Source organism: Pseudoalteromonas galatheae, from assembly GCF_005886105.2.
In the GTDB taxonomy this organism is placed as follows: Bacteria; Pseudomonadota; Gammaproteobacteria; order Enterobacterales; family Alteromonadaceae; genus Pseudoalteromonas; species Pseudoalteromonas galatheae.
Genome location: NZ_PNCO02000001.1, coordinates 331,012 through 350,425, shown reverse-complemented (window position 1 = coordinate 350,425; position 19,414 = coordinate 331,012). Strand labels below are relative to the sequence as shown.

18 protein-coding genes and 1 pseudogene are annotated in these 19,414 nt (G+C 43.6%); 9 read left to right on the top strand and 10 right to left on the bottom strand.

The genetic code is table 11. The features are described 5' to 3' along the window. Positions 1–5: 5 nt before the first annotated feature. From hisS to ndk, 6 genes are all read right to left on the bottom strand, one after another. Positions 6–1,283 carry a histidine--tRNA ligase gene (hisS, locus tag CWC29_RS01450; protein ID WP_128728679.1) on the bottom strand — a complete coding sequence of 426 codons (1,278 nt, stop codon included), beginning with the start codon at positions 1,281–1,283 and terminating at the stop codon, positions 6–8. Positions 1,284–1,462: 179 nt separating this feature from the next. After that, complete coding sequence (ispG, locus tag CWC29_RS01445; protein ID WP_138524305.1) at positions 1,463–2,581, bottom strand: flavodoxin-dependent (E)-4-hydroxy-3-methylbut-2-enyl-diphosphate synthase; 1,119 nt, start codon at positions 2,579–2,581, stop codon at positions 1,463–1,465. Positions 2,582–2,586: 5 nt separating this feature from the next. Further along, entirely contained in the window at positions 2,587–3,438 is an 852-nt protein-coding gene (locus tag CWC29_RS01440; protein WP_235956506.1) for a RodZ domain-containing protein, read from the bottom strand. Positions 3,439–3,446: 8 nt separating this feature from the next. Then, positions 3,447–4,940 (bottom strand): type IV pilus biogenesis/stability protein PilW, encoded by a 1,494-nt coding sequence (pilW, locus tag CWC29_RS01435; RefSeq protein WP_138524309.1) that lies wholly within the window; start codon positions 4,938–4,940, stop codon positions 3,447–3,449. A 142-nt stretch (positions 4,941–5,082) separates the two neighbouring features. After that, positions 5,083–6,219 (bottom strand): bifunctional tRNA (adenosine(37)-C2)-methyltransferase TrmG/ribosomal RNA large subunit methyltransferase RlmN, encoded by a 1,137-nt coding sequence (locus tag CWC29_RS01430; protein ID WP_128728682.1) that lies wholly within the window; start codon positions 6,217–6,219, stop codon positions 5,083–5,085. A gap of 195 nt (positions 6,220–6,414) precedes the next feature. Further along, positions 6,415–6,846: a nucleoside-diphosphate kinase gene (gene ndk / locus CWC29_RS01425; protein WP_010377338.1), complete on the bottom strand. Its 432-nt coding sequence runs from the start codon at positions 6,844–6,846 to the stop codon at positions 6,415–6,417. A 320-nt stretch (positions 6,847–7,166) separates the two neighbouring features. Here ndk and trhP point away from each other — a divergent pair, with 320 nt between their 5' ends. The 5 genes from trhP to CWC29_RS01400 all read left to right on the top strand — a co-directional run bounded on the left by trhP (position 7,167) and on the right by CWC29_RS01400 (position 13,026). Further along, positions 7,167–8,525, top strand: coding sequence for a prephenate-dependent tRNA uridine(34) hydroxylase TrhP (trhP, locus tag CWC29_RS01420; protein ID WP_128728683.1), 1,359 nt, complete (start codon positions 7,167–7,169; stop codon positions 8,523–8,525). A gap of 2 nt (positions 8,526–8,527) precedes the next feature. After that, positions 8,528–8,773 (top strand): YfhL family 4Fe-4S dicluster ferredoxin, encoded by a 246-nt coding sequence (locus CWC29_RS01415; RefSeq protein ID WP_010377334.1) that lies wholly within the window; start codon positions 8,528–8,530, stop codon positions 8,771–8,773. Between the two features lie 223 nt (positions 8,774–8,996). Beyond that, positions 8,997–11,684 carry a PAS domain-containing sensor histidine kinase gene (locus CWC29_RS01410; protein ID WP_138524311.1) on the top strand — a complete coding sequence of 896 codons (2,688 nt, stop codon included), beginning with the start codon at positions 8,997–8,999 and terminating at the stop codon, positions 11,682–11,684. Positions 11,685–11,686: 2 nt separating this feature from the next. Next, entirely contained in the window at positions 11,687–12,091 is a 405-nt protein-coding gene (locus tag CWC29_RS01405; RefSeq protein WP_128728685.1) for a response regulator, read from the top strand. Positions 12,092–12,093: 2 nt separating this feature from the next. Continuing rightward, on the top strand, positions 12,094–13,026 hold the full coding sequence (locus tag CWC29_RS01400; protein ID WP_128728686.1) for a GGDEF domain-containing response regulator: 933 nt from the start codon (positions 12,094–12,096) through the stop codon (positions 13,024–13,026). 16 nt (positions 13,027–13,042) lie between these two features. Here CWC29_RS01400 and CWC29_RS01395 read toward each other — a convergent pair whose 3' ends face one another. Further along, the gene (locus CWC29_RS01395; protein ID WP_162847800.1) at positions 13,043–13,204 is read right to left on the bottom strand and encodes a hypothetical protein; all 162 of its coding nucleotides are present in this window, start codon (positions 13,202–13,204) and stop codon (positions 13,043–13,045) included. Positions 13,205–13,383: 179 nt separating this feature from the next. On the opposite strand from CWC29_RS01395, the gene CWC29_RS01390 reads away from it, so the two are divergent. Then, complete coding sequence (locus tag CWC29_RS01390; RefSeq protein WP_138524313.1) at positions 13,384–14,544, top strand: M23 family metallopeptidase; 1,161 nt, start codon at positions 13,384–13,386, stop codon at positions 14,542–14,544. Positions 14,545–14,669: 125 nt separating this feature from the next. Then, positions 14,670–15,383 (top strand): response regulator transcription factor, encoded by a 714-nt coding sequence (locus CWC29_RS01385; RefSeq protein ID WP_138524315.1) that lies wholly within the window; start codon positions 14,670–14,672, stop codon positions 15,381–15,383. A 100-nt stretch (positions 15,384–15,483) separates the two neighbouring features. Here the strand turns inward: CWC29_RS01385 and pyrE are convergent, their stop codons facing one another. Together pyrE and rph are read right to left on the bottom strand one after the other, a co-directional pair. Further along, positions 15,484–16,128 (bottom strand): orotate phosphoribosyltransferase, encoded by a 645-nt coding sequence (gene pyrE, locus CWC29_RS01380; RefSeq protein ID WP_128728689.1) that lies wholly within the window; start codon positions 16,126–16,128, stop codon positions 15,484–15,486. Between the two features lie 21 nt (positions 16,129–16,149). Continuing rightward, positions 16,150–16,863, bottom strand: coding sequence for a ribonuclease PH (gene rph, locus CWC29_RS01375; RefSeq protein WP_010377321.1), 714 nt, complete (start codon positions 16,861–16,863; stop codon positions 16,150–16,152). A 153-nt stretch (positions 16,864–17,016) separates the two neighbouring features. Between rph and CWC29_RS01370 the strand changes: the two genes are divergently transcribed. After that, on the top strand, positions 17,017–17,877 hold the full coding sequence (locus CWC29_RS01370; protein WP_128728690.1) for a YicC/YloC family endoribonuclease: 861 nt from the start codon (positions 17,017–17,019) through the stop codon (positions 17,875–17,877). A 129-nt stretch (positions 17,878–18,006) separates the two neighbouring features. Continuing rightward, complete coding sequence (locus tag CWC29_RS01365) at positions 18,007–18,552, top strand: DUF6933 domain-containing protein (RefSeq protein ID WP_235956505.1); 546 nt, start codon at positions 18,007–18,009, stop codon at positions 18,550–18,552. An 18-nt stretch (positions 18,553–18,570) separates the two neighbouring features. Here the strand turns inward: CWC29_RS01365 and CWC29_RS01360 are convergent. Further along, a pseudogene (locus CWC29_RS01360) lies at positions 18,571–18,903 on the bottom strand (DUF3427 domain-containing protein); the annotation flags it as partial. Positions 18,904–19,414: the final 511 nt, after the last annotated feature.

Genomic DNA, 19,414 nt, shown 5'->3' with positions numbered 1-19,414 from the left:
ACCTCTTAGCTTACCAGCTCTGCTAACAGCGTTTTTACTTCTGCAAGTGGTAAGGTGATTTGTTCTTTCTGTTCACGCAGATACTTCACTGTCACTTTGCCTTCAGCGAGTTCATCTTCGCCTAGCACTAGCGCAATAACAGCATCGCTTTTATCTGCACGTTTAAATTGTTTCTTGAAGTTGCCACCGCCACAATGAACCATCACGCGAAGGCCAGCAATATCATCTCGTAATTGCTGTGCAACCACTGGAGCTTGAATAGCCGCTTTGTCACCCATCGCAACAACGTATACGTCTGCATTACGACGAATATCGCCCACACACTCCAACGTCTGTAGCATCAAGACTAAACGCTCGATACCCATCGCAAAGCCAACAGCTGGTGTTGCTTTACCGCCAAGCTGCTCTACTAAGCCGTCGTAGCGGCCGCCAGCACATACTGTGCCTTGAGAACCTAAGCTTGTCGTCACCCACTCAAATACGGTGCGGTTGTAGTAATCTAGGCCACGTACCAGCTTTTCATTAACTTGGTATTCGACGCCAGCTGCGTCTAAACGTTCACACAAATTAGCAAAATGTTCGCGTGATTCATCATCTAAGTGTTCAGAAAGCTTAGGCGCATCAACAAGTACAGCTTGTACCTCTGGATTTTTGCTATCCAACACACGCAGTGGATTGCTATACATACGGCGCAGACTATCTTCATCAAGCGCTTCTTTGTGTTGCTCCAGATATGCAATCAAAGCATCACGATATTCAGCACGCGCTTCATTTGACCCCAAAGAGTTGAGCTCAAGCGTAACATGGTCTTGAATGCCAAATTGCTGCCATAGACGCGCCGTCAATAAGATCACTTCGGCATCAATATCTGGCGTTGCCATACCAAAGGTTTCAACGCCAAATTGATGGAATTGACGGTAACGGCCTTTTTGCGGTCTTTCATGGCGGAACATCGGTCCCATATACCAAAGGCGCTGTTCTTGGTTGTATAGCAAACCATTTTGATTACCCGCACGGACGCACACTGCTGTGCCTTCCGGACGTAGCGTTAAGCTATCGCCATTACGGTCATCAAAGGTATACATTTCTTTTTCGACGATATCGGTTACTTCACCGATAGAGCGCTTAAATAGATCGGTCGACTCAACGACTGGAAAACGGATCTCTTGATAACCAAATGCCGCTACTGTGTCTCTTAACACCGATTCTACTTTCTGCCAGACCTGCGTGTCACCTGGCAGACAATCATTCATTCCACGGATTGCCTGAAGTTGTTTAGTCACTGAAAACCCTAACTTAAATTTGTCACCAACCGATTTCCTGCTGCTTTAGCCCTTTAACTAAATACGCTAAAACAGTCTCATCGCATTGGTTTTATTTCTTTAATGCCATTTATCGTCGTGCAGTCTAGCACGCCGTGAGAAAGCGCGAAAATTCGCTTATCTTAACGATTACGCTGGTATCAGTCGATGATTTTTACATCGATTTTTTCTTCGCTTTCTTTTTTCTCTACATATTCTCGGATCTGAGACTCTAATTGAGCGACAATATCATCATTATCAATCCGTGTCTTTTGGCGCTCGCCATTGATATAAAGGCCTGAACGGCGATTTGCGCCAGCAAGACCCAAGTCACTGACGAGTGCTTCGCCAGGGCCATTTACCACGCAACCAATCACAGAAACCGAAATTGGTGTGACGATATCTTCTAATCGCTCCTCAAGCTGATTCATAGTATTCACTACATCAAATTCTTGACGGGAACAACTTGGGCAAGCAATAAAATTAATGCCGCGCGAACGAATTCGCAGCGACTTTAGAATATCAAAACCCACTTTGATTTCTTGCACCGGATCAGCCGCCAGTGAAACACGTAATGTATCACCAATCCCTTCAGCAAGTAGCATACCTAGACCAACTGCCGATTTAACCGAGCCGGCTCTAAAACCACCAGCTTCGGTGATCCCAAGGTGCAGAGGTTGGTCAATCTCTTTTGCCAGTAACCGATAAGCGCCAACGGCTAAGAACACGTCGGAAGCTTTTACCGAGACTTTAAACTGATCAAAATTATGGCGCTGGAGAATTTCGACATGTCGCATCGCAGACTCAAGCAAGGCTTCAGGTGTTGGTTCACCATACTTTTCTTGCAAATCGCGCTCTAGTGAACCGCCATTTACGCCAATGCGAATTGGAATACTGTGCTCACCCGCCGCATCAATCACTGCACGAATACGGTCTTCACTGCCAATATTACCTGGGTTTATCCGTAAGCAGTCGGCACCATACTTAGCCACTTGTAATGCAATACGGTAATCGAAGTGAATATCTGTGACGAGTGGAATATCCACTTGCTCTTTAATGCTTTTGAATGCTTCAGCTGCATCCATTGTCGGCACAGAAACACGGACAATATCCGCCCCGGCGTCTTGGATAGCTCTAATTTGTGCCACCGTCGCATCAACATCTAAAGTATTGGTGTTTGTCATAGACTGTACTGCTATCGGTGCGCCATCACCAATAGGCACATTACCGACATAGATCCTTGTTGATTTTCTACGCTTTATAGGTGGTTCTGAAAACATGCTGACTACTCTGTTAACGGTAAATTGAATTTAGCTAGACGGTTTTTAGTAAACGCAGGCAATGGCACTGGTTTGCCGTCAAGCGTGACCTCCACGGCCTGATGCTTGCCGAGTATAACAGAAAAAGGGGCCTTACCTTCAACTGTCATGGTATATCCCGCTTTTTTAACACCAAACGCAACACGCTCTTGTGTTGCATCAAACATTTCAACCCAGCTTTCTTCGTTGAAATGCATGACTACCGTGCTCAGTGCGGGGTCTCGTTTTACCGCTTGCGGTTTCGCTTCAACAGGCACTGAAACCTCAGCTTCGCTCGCCTGTGGCTCGCTTTGCGGGGCTACCTCATTAATTTGCTCGGCAGGTAATGCCACCTCATCCATCGCAGGTGTTGTGACATTTTCAGCTGGCGTCTCAAGCTGAGTGACCGGCGTTTCGGACACCACTTCTTGCTCTGAACTATTGGTCTGCCAAAACCAAAATGCCGATGACCCCAATACGATAGCCAGCACGATGTAGCTCACCATCATTAAGCGGTTATCATGGGCTTCTTTGTGAGTGCGGCGAGAAAAGCTTTGCATCCGCTTTTTCTGTGGCGGCAACTCTGGAGATTGATATTTAGCCAGCACTTCTGCAGGGTTTAACCCCAATAGCGCAGCGTAATTTTTGATATAGCCACGCACAAAAGTTTCAGGCCCTAGGCCTTGATAGTCATCCTGCTCGAGCTTGGTAAGTTGGGCATGAGTCATCTTTAAACGCGATTCAATTTCAGCAAAGCTGATCCCGGCATTTTGTCTTGCCGTTGCTAAAGTTTGCCCGAGTGAAGGCTGCTCTTGTTCAGGTGCTTCCTGCTCTTTCATTGTTTGGTTCATAAAACGTAATTTGTTGGGTCTACAATTAATAATCCGTGGCCTGCTTGCAGCGCCACGTCAGGAGTGAGTTTATTCCATCGCATAATTTCATCGATCAACACACCATATCGATCGGCAATACTGAGCAAAGTATCTCCCGCCGCAATTTCATGCACGACATTGGGATTGTTAAGATACACCTTTTGACCTGCGTATAACCTTACAGATTCCCGCACTTGATTGTATTCCATCAATTCAACCATTTTAATGTCGTATTTGACTGAAATACTAAATAGGTTTTCACCTGCAATAACAGTATGAAAAGGCACCTGAGGCAGCGTAACGTCACGATTTAATAACGGTACACTTGAACTGTTTGACGATATACTCGCTAGCACTTGAGGCTCACGTGAGCGAGGACTAAATGTGACTTCCGATGAATCCGGTTGATAAAACTCAACCCGAGCTTCAGAGTCCTGACTAACATTCACTAAAGACGTGCTTTTTGCCACTTCAGGTTTTGCCGAAGGCGCGAAATTATTGGCCTCGGCGGGTGAATCAACGATGAATGATTGGGTTGAATTAGATTGCGTTTTCTTACGCTTAATTTTAATTTTTGGGTTCGCAACAATATGACTGGGCGACGCCTCGGCAAGCTTATTTAACTGTGCTTCTCGATAGCGATTGCGCAACCGTTCAAATTCACTTGCAGCAATGTTATCAGTTAAGATAAGCCCTGCTTGGGCAGATTTGGGGTAACTTTGCACCAAGGTCGTGGCGATGTCTTGCGCCTTCTGTAGGTGGCCCATTTGCACATGTACTAAGTGTCCAAGCATTAAGCTTCTTGGTGAAATAAAGCCACGCTTGGCAACATTATCAAGCACATCTTCAGCTCTTAAGAAATCACTGCGAGCATAATATAGGCCCGCGAGTGCAAGCTGCGACGACATCTGCTGCGCGTTATGCTTAATCGCGCTTTGCAGATATTCCTCGGCCAGAGAATACTCATTTTGTTTCAGCGCACACAACGCCAAGTTTTCATAGCTTGCCGATACCCGCAAATAACTTGGTATCTCTATCGCTTTGAAAAAATATTGGCTCGCCTTGTCATACTGACCAACTCGACAAAGAAAAGTACCGTAGTTGTTTAGCGTGTCAGGGTTATCTGGCTCAATATCCAAAGCCGCCTGATAGGCGTTATCAGCGCGTTGCTGCTCACCTACCTGTTCATAGTAATACGCCAATGTATAATGGGCTTCGGCCAGTTTCGGCGCTAACTGTAATGCTCGCTCTAAATTAAATTTGGCTGAAGTGGTGTTACCAGAGTTGAGATATTGAAGTGCCAGTGCAATGCGAGTTCTTGCGGCATTGGTGTTATTGACTTGTTGTTCGGCCACAGGACGCCCGTCGGAGCGATAACTACTCTCCGTCACACAACCTGACAAAACTAAACTCGCACCTGCGAGAATGGATGCAGCCAATCCTGTTTTGCGATAATTTCGCGATTGCATCACTCACCTTTGAATGCCACTGGGTTTTATATCTGCACTATATTACCCAAAAGGCTACGAGATTCATCTATTTTTTGTAAGATAACCAGAACTTATCTGAGGCTCAGATGAAATGAGCTGACCCAAGCCAGCTCATTATTTGTTATTGTGCACTCACATTGACAGCAATGGCGTTGTCATCACGTTGCTTTTTCTTGGCTAGACGCTTGGTTCTATCCACAACATCACCAACCAACTGACCGCACGCAGCATCAATATCATCGCCACGAGTACGACGCACAATACAGGTCAGCCCAGCCGCTTGTAACACTTTCGAGAATCTATCGATACGGCTATTACTAGAGCGGCCATATTCATTACCCGGGAACGGGTTAAATGGGATCAAGTTAATTTTTGACGGCGTGCCTTTGAGAACTTGCACCAACTCATGGGCATGATCTGTACTGTCATTCACATCTTGTAGCATCACGTACTCAATAGTGACGTCTTTATTTGCTTTTGAGCCATCAATATAACGACGGCATGCAGCTAAGAACTCTTCAATCGGATACTTTTTGTTGATTGGTACAAGCACATCACGTAGTGGATTGTTTGGCGCATGCAGTGAAATCGCCAGTGCCACATCAATTTTTTCTTTCAAGATATCAAGTGCAGGTACCACGCCTGATGTACTTAGCGTGACGCGGCGCTTGGATAAACCAAATGCCCAATCGTCCATCATCAGCTCCATCGCTGGTACAACGTTATTTAGGTTTAACAGAGGCTCACCCATACCCATCATCACGATGTTAGTAATTGGACGTTTAGTGCTATCGCCTTTATGTAGACCAATGTCGGTTGCCACGCGCCAAACCTGGCCTATGATCTCAGACACTTTTAAGTTACGGTTAAAGCCCTGCTGCGCCGTTGAGCAAAAAGTACATTCTAGCGCACAACCAACTTGGGAAGACACACACAATGTTGCTCGATCTTTTTCTGGGATCCACACGGTTTCAACTTCTTGGCCGCCTTCGAGTAACAGTGCATATTTGATGGTGCCATCTGAAGCCTCTTGCTTTACTGAAATTTCAGGTGCTTTAATCTCACACTCAGCCTGCAAACGTGCACGAAGCTTTTTATTTAAGTTACTCATCTCATCGAAGTTATCGATACCAAAATGATAAATCCATTTCATCACCTGATCCGCGCGAAACGGCTTTTCGCCATATGATGCAAATAACTCGCGCATCCCCTCGCGATTTAAATCAAGTAAGTTAATTTTTTTCTCAATAGTGGTCATGAACAACCTCGGTTAAAGACGGTAAGAACAGCTAAATTGCCAACAACACATTGTACAAAAAAGCAGCAATCATCACAAATAATGTAACGTGTTTTGTGAAGTAGTGTGATTACTTTACAAAGCACGCTTATTCCGCAACTTAGCTGCGGGACAAAAAAAGGGCTCGAAAGCCCTTCTTTGGCACCAAGTCTCGAATTAACGAGTACGTGGGCAGATTTCTTCTTCAGCGAAGAAGTAAGCGATTTCGCGAGCAGCAGACTCAGGCGCGTCAGAACCATGTACTGCGTTCTCGTCGATGCTGTCTGCGTAGTCAGCACGTAGTGTACCAGCTAGCGCTTCAGCAGGGTTAGTAGCACCCATGATTTCGCGGTTTTTACGAACTGCGTCTTCACCTTCAAGCACCTGAACCATTACTGGACCAGAAGTCATGAAAGAAACTAGTGCACCAAAGAAAGGACGCTCTTTGTGCTCTGCGTAGAAACCTTCAGCTTTCTCTTGAGAAAGGTGAACCATTTTTGATGCAACGATTTTAAGACCAGCAGACTCAAAACGGTTGTAGATAGCACCGATGTGGTTTTTAGCTACAGCATCAGGCTTGATGATTGAAAAAGTGCGCTCTAAAGCCATCTTTTTTGCTCCAAAATATTATTGTGAATATTAACGGGCGCGAATTATACGTGTTTTGGTAGAAAAAACCTACTATCTCACGCCGCTTTCTTTGCGAAGAAACGAAAGTTTGGTGAATTATTTGTCGATTAAATACGCAGAATTGCCAGCAGAAGCCTTAAACAGTAAGGTAACTTGCCCTTCCTTGCACAATGTCAAAAAACCTGATCTACATCAAAATTACTTACTTAGCTTTCTTCTATACTGCGCCGCTTTTTAGAATCAGCACGCGAAATCACTCAACAGCTGACCCGTAATCAGTTCAATGTATGAGGTAAACCATGTTTGTACCAGAACTTCTCTCTCCTGCCGGCAGTTTAAAGAATATGCGTTACGCTTTTGCGTACGGTGCCGATGCTGTTTACGCCGGACAACCAAGATACAGTCTGCGCGTACGTAATAACGAATTTGACTTAAGCAACCTCGAAATCGGAATCAACGAAGCCCATCAGCAAAACAAAAAGCTTTATGTCGTATCAAATATTGCACCGCACAACGGCAAAGTGAAAACTTACTTACGTGATATTGAGCCTGTTATCGCGATGAAGCCAGACGCGCTTATCATGTCCGATCCCGGGCTAATTATGTTGGTGCGCGATAAGTGGCCAGACATGCCAATTCACCTATCCGTACAAGCGAATGCTGTTAACTATGCAGCGGTACAATTTTGGGCCAAACAAGGGGTTGAGCGGGTTATTCTTTCTCGCGAGTTGTCGCTACAAGAAATAGAAGAAATTCGTACATTGTGTCCAGACACTGAGCTTGAAGTGTTCGTTCATGGTGCCTTATGCATGGCTTATTCTGGTCGCTGTTTATTATCGGGTTATATCAACAAGCGCGATCCAAACCAAGGTACGTGTACCAATGCCTGCCGCTGGAGCTACGATGTCAAACCTGGTCAAGAAAACGAAACCGGGGATGTTGTCCATAAGGTCGATCCAAAAGCGATTATTCCAACCTTAGGGGAAGGTCAACCAAGCGACGAAGTATTTATGCTCGAAGAGCAAGGTCGTCCAGGTGAATACATGCCTGCATTTGAGGATGAGCATGGTACTTACATCATGAATTCCAAAGATTTACGTGCTGTCCAGTATGTTGATCAACTGACTCGCATGGGCGTGCATAGCCTTAAAATCGAAGGCCGTACCAAGTCATTTTATTATGTTGCTCGCACCGCACAAGTCTATCGTAAAGCCATTGATGATGCTGTTGCGGGTAAACCATTTGACCCAAGCTTAATGAAGACCCTAGAAAACCTAGCCCACCGAGGATATACCGAGGGCTTCTTGAAACGTCATGCACATCAAGACTATCAAAATTACGACTACGGTCATTCGGTGTCTGACCAACAGCAGTTTGTTGGTGAAGTGCTAGGTCGCACTAATAATGGCCTCGTTGAGATTGAGGTTAAAAACAAGTTCTGTACTGGTCACAGCTTGGAATTGATGACGCCTAAGGGCAATATTCACTTTAATCTTGAACACATGGAAAATAAAAAAGGCGAAGCGATAGATGACGCCAAGGGCTCTGGTCATATCGTCAAAATTCCACTGCCAGAAGACATAGACTTAAATCACGCCATTTTAATGCGCAATTTAGGCCAAAGTGAGGACACTCGTAATCCTTTTAAAAAGGCATAACGATGGCATTACTGATTAATGATAAATGTATCAACTGTGATATGTGCGACCCTGAGTGTCCTAATCAAGCCATTTACATGGGCGATAAAATTTATCAAATTGACCCTGACAAATGCACTGAATGCGTCGGCCATTACGACACACCAACTTGTGTGAGTGTCTGCCCCATTGATTGCATCAAACCAGATCCAAACCACAAAGAAAGCCTTGATCAGTTAGCCGAAAAGTACCTTAGACTCACTGAGTAACAAGGTGAAGCCACGCGCTTCACCTTGTTAACCTCTCAACTCCCCCCTCTTCCCTACCTCACGATAAAGATTTCTTACGCCTCTTGTCGAAATTTCAAATAGATATACTACAGTTAAAGCAGAGCATTGGGACTTTTTACTTTCGTAGCTTGAGTGCACTTTTACCGTGTTAAATACGGGCATTGTTATATGAATTGACTTCACGTTAAAGTAAGGAAATAGCATGGATTTGAACTCATTTGAGTCATTTTTTAATAGCGCGTATATGCCTCATGGCCATTGCTATTTATGGCAACCTCACCTGCTATGGACCAATGTTATCTCCGATATTTTGATAGCCGCCGCCTATTTCTCTATCCCCATGGCGATTATGATTTATGCGAAACAGCGTCCTGACGTTGGTAAAAATTGGGTCTTTGTGCTGTTTTGTAGTTTCATCACCTTATGTGGGCTGACACATTTAATAGGTGTTTACACCGTTTGGCATGGCGCTTACGGTATCCATGGCATCTCAAAAGCAGTCACAGCGTTTATCTCAATGGTAACAGCGGTTTATCTTTTTAGACTGATCCCAAGCGCAGTTGCAATCCCAACCCCCAATCAATTCCATGGCGTAACCGCAAGACTCAAACGCATTACCGATGAAAAGCAGGCACTTCATTCACAACTCGACCAACACAGAGTGACCGAGTTTATGCTCAATGCCTTACCAACCAGTACCTTATTACTTGACCAATTGCTGTCTATCAGTAAGTGCAATCCTTACTTCTATCGTGAACTTGGCTATGACTCTCCTAACGAGCTGCTGGGACTGAGACTCCATGACATCGTCAGCTTGGATGATCCTTTTGATAGTCTTGAGTCAATTAGTCAATCACTACTTGACCAAAATGATTTTAGTAAAGAAGCGCTATGTCACGTTAAAGACAAATTTGGAAATCAAATTCCAATGGAAATGCGCCTCGTACAAGAGCCTCATGATGGCACCAACCTAATTCTTGCAGTATTTAACAATCTCTCTTCTCTTAAACGCACCGAGCGGGCACTAGCCGACTCTACAGAGCAAATGAAGCGCGCCATTGGTGCAACTGAGGATGGTATTTGGGAGTGGAATGTTGTTGACAATAGTGTAAGTTATTCTGCTCGCTTGAAAACCATGATCGGTAAAAGGGAAGATGAAAAAGTTACTTTTGATGATTGGTTTGCACATATCCATCCAGACCACCAAGATAAAGTGCAAGATGCCATAGACCATCACTTTACCACCAAGGAGCAATATCTAGTCGAGTACTTAGGATGTGATAACAAGGGGGAATACGCTTGGTTTTCCGCCGTAGGAAACAGCCAATTTGACGACCACGGCAGAGCTTTGGTGATGTCTGGGGCACTTAGAAACATCCATCAGAAAAAATCCCTTGAGCTACAGATTGCAGAAAAAAACAAAATACTCAATGCCATATATGAAGGCGCAAGTCAGGCTATTTGGTTATTAAAGGTAGAAGAAAAGCAAACATTTCGAGTCCTTGAGTACAATAAATTTGCTTGTCAGCGCACTGGCGTAAAACTTGATGAAATATTGGGGAAAACCCTCAGTGAACTCAGAGGGACAGTGTTAGAAGCGACGTTAGTAGATAGAGTCGAAAAAAACTACCAACTTTGCGTTAAGGTCGCAAAACCCGTAGATTACACCGAAATGGTACCATTCAAAAATAAAGAGTATTGGTACCAAACGACTCTTTATCCACTCAAAGATAGTAAAAACCAAGTTGAGCGTATCGTCGGTATTGCTGTAGATATTACGGCGCGAAAGTTCGCAGAAAAAGAGCTGAAAGACAATCAACACTTTTTGCAACGAATGATAGATTCAGCTGTGTGTGGTCTTTATCTCTACGACTTTAAGCTTCACAAAAACACTCGTATAAATAAACGTTACACTCAGCTATTGGGTTATACTTTTGAAGAGCTTACCAGTGCAAATCTAGAGCTGTGTTTTCATGAAAGTGAACGCGCACTCGTTTACGAGCATATAGATGAAGTGAGAGCAAGCCAAGACGGTGAACTTATTCCAATCAAATATCGGTTTAAGCACAAAGAAGGACATTGGGTTTGGTGTTACTCAGTCGATACCGTGATCACTCGAGATCATAATGGCGAGCCAGAATTAATGCTCGGTACTTTTGTCGATATGACCGAGCACACCGAATTGCTATTGCAATTGCAAGAATCAAACGCTCACCTTGAGCACTTTGCCTACATTGCATCTCATGATTTGCAAGAGCCGCTCAGAAAGATCACTGCTTTTTCAGACAGTTTGGCGCAAAGAATTACGCCAGAGTTAACAGGTTATGACGATGCAAAATTTGAAATAGATCGCTTGGTTGATGCCAGTCAACGGATGCGGATCATGATCCAAGACTTACTCAAATTATCACGCTTGCATTCTCATGAGCTGAAGCTACAAACAACCAATCTAACTTTGTTATTAGAAGATATCTCTGAAGTGATGAGCTTTAGTATCGAGGAAAGCGGTGCAGAAATTAAACTCGAGAATGGTGACTTACCTATCAAACTTGATCCCTCGCTTTTTCTTCAAGTACTGCAAAACTTAATCAGTAACAGCATTAAATTTAAGTCACCAAAGCTTACGCCAGTGATCCAAATTTACACTAGCCAAACCAGTCATGAAACGGTGATCCATTATAAAGACAATGGACTTGGGATCCCAAAATCTCGACGCCAGCAAATCTTTGAACCGTTTAGACGCTTTGGCACCACGCAAGAGTATGGCAGTGGTATTGGGCTTGCGCTGTGCAAACAAATCGTAAAATTACATAGCGGCTCAATAAAATGCCTGCAAAGTGATGATGGCGCTTTATTTGAAATCATACTGCCAAAAGAGGCAAAGGGGTAATAATGGAACTGTTATTAGTTGAGGATGATCCTGATGATGTCTACTTTTTTAAAAGGGCATACAGCAGCCTTGCCAATGCGCCGGAGCTTAAGATTTTTTCTGACGGTCATGAACTGTTGCACTATCTCAATTCTATCGCAACCTATGATCAGGTTATTTTATTGGATTTAAACATGCCAAAAATGAGTGGCTTTGAGGTCATGGAAGTGTTAAAAAAAGAACAAGTTGCCGATAAATTAATAACTGTATGCTATACCACCTCCACTCACCACAGTGACATTCGAAAAGCATATCAATTAGGTGCTAAGTCATATATTACCAAGCCCGGACGCTTAAGTGATTTAGAGTCATTGATCAAATTAATCAAGCAGTATTGGTTTGACAATAACTGTGTCGTGCGAGGGTAACTATGAATACATGGCTGATTTATCTTCTTGAAGACAACGATGAAGATGCTTACTTAGTGAAGCGCACGCTTGCAAATACTGACGGTAGACAGAAGTTTAATGTTAAGCATTTCAAAAATTTAGAGCAACTTAAAACCGCATTAAACACAGTCAAACCAGAAGCCATTCTTATCGATTTGAACATTGATGAGAGCCAAGGCCTTGCTACGCTGATTAAAGTAAAACAACTGCCTATCAGCGCTCCTATCATCGTGTTAACAGGGGTGTCTGAAACGCTGTTTGGCGAAAAAGCAATTCAGCTTGGTGCTCAAGATTACATACCAAAACACGAAGTGAGCGGCCCACTGTTGGCGCGTACAATATCCTTCTCAAAAGAACGTTATGAAATGCAGCGGAACTTGGAGAACCTGGTGGTGATGGATAGGCTCACTATGCTACATAACCGCGGCGCATTTGATAGCGAACTAGAACGCGCGATTTCTGAATCAGAGCGATATGGCCATGGATTTGGTGTGCTGTTTATTGATCTCGATAACTTTAAACCTGTCAACGATCAGCTAGGTCATCAAGCGGGCGATCAACTGCTAAAAATACTGTCGGCTAAACTTAAAATGTATAAACGCGCTTCAGACTTTGTAGCACGCTACGGTGGTGATGAATTTGTTGTTATAGCCACTCACCTAACAGAAAAAAATCAATTACAAAAACTTGCTCAGCATAAATATGACTTGCTCAGCGATAATTACTGCCTCCAAGATGAAAGTGCAAATATCCGCGAAGTAAAGCTGGACTTAAGTATTGGTGCGGTGATTTACCCAACTGACGCCACATCGGCTGAAGAGTTAGTTGCTAAAGCAGATAAAGCTATGTATCACGCTAAGACTAATCACTTACCTTACGCGTTATACTCGGATGCAGGGCTCACATCAAAATAAGAGATGAATAAGGATACTAATCTATTCTATTTTGAACGTATTGTTTGTCAGCTTTTCGCCTAACATGGTTGCGCCTTTCAACGAAAGGCAGAACATTACTTTGCTGCTTTCGGCGCTCCCCTCCTTGTCTTTCCTCGAGTAATTCCTCTAGTTGAGACAGGGTAATTAGCCTTTTCATAGCAACCTCCACATCACACTACTTTCTTTTTTATAGTCGCTTTTACAAAAAACCCCAATCTACCAAGCAAAAATCTAAGCACCTCACTCAAAGAAATCACATTTTAAACTTTTATTTTACAAAATAATCACATTTAGGTATAACTTAATTGAACAAAAAACAAACAGAAAGGATACAACATGAAACGCCACTATCTATCAGCGTGTTTAATCGCGCTCCTCTCACATCAAGCAACAGCTGCAGGTCAGCATGACTCTGTAGCTATGCCTGAATTTACTGCTGAACACATCAATACCTTACCTATTTCTAGTGTGATGGCCGTAGACCCTGAACTGTTCCTTTTCAGTAATGCTTTACAGCAAGTAGATTGGCAGCAAGTACTTGATAGCACTGCACCGCATTTAAAAGACAAGCTCGAAGTGATCTTACACTATGCTGGATACGCCAGTATTAACCCTAAGTTATTGCTGGCACTAATGGAGCTCGAGTCAGGCGTGATAAGCAACCCAAATAATCAAGCTCTCTTTGCACCGTTTGGTACACTCTCTGATGAACATGGGTTTGATGCGCAAGTAAAAGATGTAGCACTTAATTTGAGTGCAAGATACTACGCATTTCAAAAACTTCGCGATGAGGGCAAAGCTAAAAAGTTACCAGCAGTAAACGAAGCAACAGTCGCACTTGCAGATCTAACACACACATCGGTAGATGCCCTACTCAATACTTACCAAACTTTATTTAACGGTGAGTCGTTGGCATTAAAAGCAGACAACAGCATCGCTTTTAATGAACAAGCTTCAACACAAGCGGTATCCGCTGCTAGCTTTAGCATGAGCTTCCCATGGCCATCCGGTTACGCTTGGTATAGCGGTGGCGCACACTCAAATACGGGCTCTGGTTACCCTTACTCATCGCTTGATTTTAATAACGGTTCGGGTGGCTGGGGAAGTAATACACCTTGGGTTCAAGCAGCACATGGCGGTACGGTTACCCGCTACTCAGCTTGTAATATTCGCGTGACTCACTCAAGCGGCTATTCGACTCAGTATTACCATATGGAAAACCTGCAATATAACACTGGTGATGTCATTTCTGCAGGTGCTTGGCTTGGCCGTTACGCGGACGATAAAGCAACAGCATTATGCCAGGGCGGTCAATCCAGCGGTCCTCACGTTCACTTTTCTCTGCTGTACAACGGTGGACATATTTCACTACATAACTGGTATATCAGTGGTTACCGTATCGATGTGGGTAACTACAATTACGATGATAACTGTAGCCGTTTCTTCTTTGAAAAAAATGGTTATCGCACCTGTGCATGGCGCGCGTTATATAAGTAATTAGAGCATGCACAACCACTTTATTAGGCTCAACTTTTTAGTTCGAGCCTAATAAAAAGCTTAATTTTTTGTAAACTTTATGTATATTAACTTTAATTAAGAATAAAAAAGGATGTACTACTCCAATGTTTGTAAAGGAATATTCTAACAATCCACTAGCATGGCAAGACAGAGCATTTTTTATTCTGACGCATGCTCGAGCCAACACAGGCTCTGCAAACTACACCGTACTTATTAAAGTACTCGAGACGCTCGGGCATACAGTCAAAGTTGATACTCGACTACCAGATCTTGAGCTGCGTGAACAAACCGCGTTATTTTTGGTAGATACAGAGCACCGAGATTGCAATGAGCTTATCAGTGCTGAAGTAAAACTGTTAGCAGCGAAGCACAAGGTTGTACTTTTCAATGCGGTTCAAGAAAGTGTAAATGAGAAAACCGCATTACTCGGCAATGTGAAAGGTATACTTTATCGCAACGCCCCACCAGAGACGTTATTTCAAGGGTTAAGTAGCGTGCTCAAAGGAGAGCTTTGGTTTTGTCGTAGTGCTATTTCAGAGGCATTTAGTGAACTGATTGCCGCCATGCCACAAGCATTGCCTAACAGCGACATAATCTTAAGTAGTGAAGAGTTACATATGCTTACCGGCAGAGAAAAATCTGTGATCAAACTTATTGCTGCTGGCGCGAAAAACGAAGATATTGCGGATAGACTAAACATCAGCAGTCACACTGTTAAAACGCATATTTATAGCGCGTTTAAAAAAACCAATTCACGCAACCGTGTTGAACTTGCTAATTGGGCGCTACGCCATATACCGATAGTGAGTTTGAATTAAATTTAACACCGATGAGTTCAGGTGCACAATCAAACCAAGATAAAAGAGAAGTAAATAAATGGCTAGCATAGTGCTAGCCATTAGCAGAAAACCATAGGTCTTACGCTACACCGTAACTATCACGGTATGCTTTAACAGCGTCTAAATGCGCATCCATACCACCTTGTTGCTCAAGGTAAGTGATCAGATCAGCCAATTTCACGATGGACACCACTTGAGTACTAAAGTCGCGCTCAACTTCCTGAATAGCAGAAAGTTCAGCTTTACCTTTTTCTTGGCGATCCAAGGCGATTAATACACCGGCAAGATCTGCACCGTTAGCGGCAATGATTTCCATTGACTCCCGAATCGCAGTACCTGCGGTGATCACATCATCAACTAACATGATACGGCCCTCAAGCGCTGAACCCACTAAGTTGCCGCCTTCACCGTGCTCTTTCTTTTCTTTACGATTAAAGCAGTAAGGCACGTCTTTATTGTGATGATCGGCAAGCGCGACCGCAGTCGTTGTCGCGATAGGAATACCTTTGTACGCTGGGCCAAACAACACATCAAACTCAATACCAGCATCTTCCAATGCCGAAGCATAGAAGCGACCTAAACGGGCCAGATCACGACCCGTGTTAAACAAGCCTGCATTGAAAAAATAAGGGCTAGTACGGCCAGACTTTAACGTAAACTCGCCAAACTTAAGCACCTGCTTTTCTAAGGCAAATTCAATAAACTCTTTTTGATACTGTTTCATGTCTTTCCTACTGAGTGTTGATTACGCTAACGCTTGTTTTTGTAGATCGATGATCTCACGAATTGAGTGCTTCGCCAGACCAAGTAACTCGTCTAGCTCATCGAACGAGAAAGGTTCACCCTCGGCAGTACCTTGTACTTCAATCAGTTTGCCAGTTTCAGTCATGATAACGTTCATGTCTGTTTCGGCTTCTGAATCTTCAAGATATTCTAGATCGGTAATTGGCTGACCTTTATAAACCCCAACCGAGATTGCCGCTATCATAAACTTTAATGGGTTTACATTGATCATGCCTTTGGCACGCATGTGCGTTAGTGCATCTACCAATGCCACACAAGCACCGCTAATTGACGCCGTACGTGTACCACCGTCCGCTTGAATTACATCACAGTCGATAGTAATAGTATTCTCACCTAACGCTTTTAAATCAACTGCGGCACGAAGTGCACGCGCGATTAAGCGTTGAATCTCCATGGTGCGGCCACCTTGTTTGCCACGCGCCGCTTCACGGTTGTTGCGCGTATGTGTAGAGCGCGGAAGCATACCGTATTCTGCGGTGATCCAGCCCTTGCCTTGACCTTTCATAAAGCGAGGCACACCTGCTTCTACAGAAGCCGTACATAACACTTTTGTGTTACCAAACTCTACCATTACTGAGCCTTCAGCGTGCATTGTATAGTTACGAGTAAATGTAACCGGCCTGATCTGATTTGCAGTTCTTTCGCTTGGACGCATCCACGTTCCCCCATCATCAAAATTTGCCGTACATTATAAAGGGATCATAGAGACTATGCCACGCGATCCGACTAAAAATAAAATTCACTTTAGGGCTGTGTGGAAATTCGGCTATAATGCCTCAGTTAAACCAAGCTAATTTAGGGACTTTATATGATCCATAGTATGACCGCCTACGCCCGCAAAGAAGTGAAAGGTGACTGGGGCACTGGGGTTTGGGAAATTCGTTCAGTTAATCAACGCTACCTCGAAACCTTTATCCGCGCACCAGAACAATTTAGAGGCTTAGAGCCAGTAATACGTGAACGCCTGCGTAAACACCTACAACGCGGCAAAGTTGAAGTATTCCTAAAGTTCACCGCAAATCCTGCGCACGTTGGCCAACTAACCGTTAACGAATCGCTTGCAAAGCAACTTGTTGAAAGCGCAAAGTGGCTACAATCACAAAGCGGCGGTGATATTAATCCTGTAGATATTCTACGCTGGCCAGGCGTAATGGAAGCCGAAGAAGTCGACTTAGATACCGTAAACAGCGAACTGTTAGGTGGCTTTGATGAGCTAATAGAAGACTTTAAAGCTGCACGAGCAAGTGAAGGCGAAAACCTAGAAACCATGCTCACTACTCGTCTTGACGGTATTCTAGAGCAAGTTGCCATCGTTGAAGGCCACATGCCTGAAGTCACTAAGTGGCAACGTGAAAAACTTTCACAAAAATTAGAAGAACTAAAAACCGATATCGACGAAGGCCGCCTAGAGCAAGAACTGATTTACCTTGCGCAAAAGCAAGATGTTGCAGAAGAACTCGACCGCCTCAAGTCACACGTCAAAGAAACCCACAAAATCCTAAAAAAAGGAGGCGCTTGTGGCCGTCGTTTAGACTTTATGATGCAAGAATTCAACCGCGAATCTAACACCCTAGCCTCAAAGTCAATCAACAGCGACATCACCAACGCCGCCGTTGAACTTAAAGTTCTAATTGAGCAAATGCGCGAGCAGATCCAAAATATTGAATAACACACCGATATTCTATCAGCTTTGAAAAACCGCCTCTCGGCGGTTTTTTATTGGGTTCATTTTATGAAGTATATTAACCTTCATAGTTTCGCTAAACTTCAACTGTCATTAGAATAAAAAGGCAACTGCATGATTAACCTGTTCTGTACACAAAAACTCATTGCAAAGCTCCCTGTCAATGAAGGAGTTATACCCACTTGTTCCGATACAAAGCTGACTGATTTAAGCCCGCCAAACACTCACCCTTTGTCAGATTGGCATGCTAATTTGCTCACAATACAACGCAGAAACTGTGTGCTCCTGATGCATAATCAAACCCGCTTTCCGGTATTTATTATTGGTCTCACCAAACCAGATTTTGCAAAGTTAGATTTTCTATTTGCTGATAGCTTTATGAATACCTTGCTAAAAGTAGGTGCAACTAACCAGCAATTACAAAAAGCAGCTTCATTACTCGGCCCGCTAACAATCGCCAAAGCCAATAACCGTAGTGTGCAAGGGACGATGAATCAAATGAAAGGCGATATAGAACATCAACTTTGGTTCGACCAAATTAACATCATGGATTGTTCGCCTTATAGAACTGCCGCCTGGTTAGCTGAACGCCCTTGCATGGTTAAAGGACAAAAAGACTGTATTTGGCCAATTAAGGAAATGCTCGCTTTATTAAGCTAACGCTCCAATATCAACCTGCTAAGCCATTGCTAACTTAGCCGCCTGTTTCCACATAAATGCCGGCATGGTATTTCGCAACTGCCAAGTGATGTTCATGGGCTGCCTACCAATGTGCGATACATAGTCAACTTCGCCAAAATTAACAAATCCTATGGTTTTGCCAAATTCGTCTTTTGCTTGCTCTCTAACAAACAGAAAAAGTCGCTTACCCTTTGCTTTGTGAGTGACATAGTCTAGACCTCTACCATAATCAGGCCTTGCTGAGTTTTGGCTTTGCCAATGGAAAAGCTGTTCATTTATCGCGTAGTCGTGATACATAGTAGTGGGCGAAAACTGCTTTTCGTTTTCATCGAAGAATTCATCTTCTCGGACCCTATCTTTAAGCCATAATATCAATTGATTTGATAACTCAATTTGACGCTGTAATTGGTCGTCTCCGGCAGGCAAGCAATTAACCGCATACTCAATGATCCTGCTTAGAAACCGAGATAGCCATATTGCAGCTTCGGCTTGTTCAAGCACACGCTCCCCAATGTAGAATTGCTCTTTATTGAGGCGACCCGTGATCAAGTTAGTGATTATTTGCTCATAAATGCCAGTTTGATTCATAAGTACTGCTATTCCTTTAATTATGAAAGATAAATTTACACGCTCTCGCATTCAGTGAAAAGTGCGGTTTGATTCTTTAAGCGCTTTTTAGCCATTAACACCTCTACCACCCGCACGTTTAAAACCAACCCAATTAAGCGAGCGTAGTCATGCATTAAGCTAATAGCTAGCTCTCCAATCTGGCTCTTAATATTTATAAACAAGCTTAAAATTACGTCTAAGGATAATGGCGTTACCATAACTAAAGTTACAG